Raw genomic sequence first — 1,066 nt, 5'->3', positions numbered from 1 at the left:
CGAGTTGACGCTGTCGGACGAGGAACGGGCCGCGCTCGAGGAGTGGGTGCGGCGTCGTTCCACGCCGCAGGCGTGGGCCTTGCGGTGCCGGATCATCCTGGCCTGCGCAACCGGCGCGTCGAACAAGGACGTTGCGGAGCGGTTGGGTTCGACCCCTCATGCGGTAGGCCGTTGGCGGGCCCGGTTCGTGCGGTACCGGATTGCCGGCCTGGGGGACATGCCACGTCCGGGCGGTCCCAGGACGGTGACGGACGAGCAGGTCGCCGCGGTGGTCGCCAGGACGCTGGAATCCACTCCGAAGAACGCGACGCACTGGTCGACACGGTCCATGGCGAAGGAGATGGGCCTCTCGCAGTCCTCAGTGTCACGGATCTGGCGAGCGTTCGGCCTTCAGCCGCACCGGTCCGAGACCTTCAAGCTGTCGACCGATCCGTACTTCGTCGACAAGGTCCACGATGTCATCGGCCTCTACCTGGACCCGCCCGAGCGGGCCCTGGTGTTCTGCGTCGACGAGAAGTCGCAGATCCAGGCGCTGGACCGGTCCCAGCCCGTGCTGCCGATGATGCCCGGGGTTCCCGAGCGGGCGACCCACGACTACGTCCGCGCCGGCACCACCACCCTGTTCGCCGCCCTCGAGGTCGCCACCGGCAAAGTGATCGGCTCCCTGCACCGCAGACACCGGGCTGAGGAGTTCAAGAAGTTCCTGATCAAGCTCGACAAGGAAGTACCTGCCGATCTCGACATCCACCTGATCTGCGACAACTACGCCACCCACAAGACCCCCGCGATCAAGAAGTGGCTGCTGGCACACCCCCGGTTCCATCTGCACTTCACACCGACCGGCTCCTCCTGGCTAAACCTCGTCGAACGCTGGTTCGCCGAACTGACCAACAAGCAGATACGGCGAGGCGTCCACCGATCCGTCCAGGCCCTGGAGAAGGACATCCGCAACTGGATCGCCGCCTGGAACACCGACCCCAAGCCCTACGTCTGGACAAAGACCGCGGACGAAATCCTTGAACGCCTCGCCTCATATCTGAACAGAATTCCCGACTCAGAACACTAG

The 1,066-nt window shown here is 65.1% G+C and carries 1 protein-coding gene; it reads left to right on the top strand.

Annotated elements, in window-relative coordinates; all coding sequences use genetic code 11:
- Positions 1-4: 4 nt before the first annotated feature.
- Positions 5-1,066 carry an IS630 family transposase gene (locus tag ABZ854_RS37305; protein WP_361220525.1) on the top strand — a complete coding sequence of 354 codons (1,062 nt, stop codon included), beginning with the start codon at positions 5-7 and terminating at the stop codon, positions 1,064-1,066.

This window comes from Streptomyces sp. NPDC047028, assembly GCF_040644095.1.
Taxonomy (GTDB): Bacteria; Actinomycetota; Actinomycetes; order Streptomycetales; family Streptomycetaceae; genus Streptomyces.
This window is presented reverse-complemented; position numbering and strand designations above follow the sequence as displayed.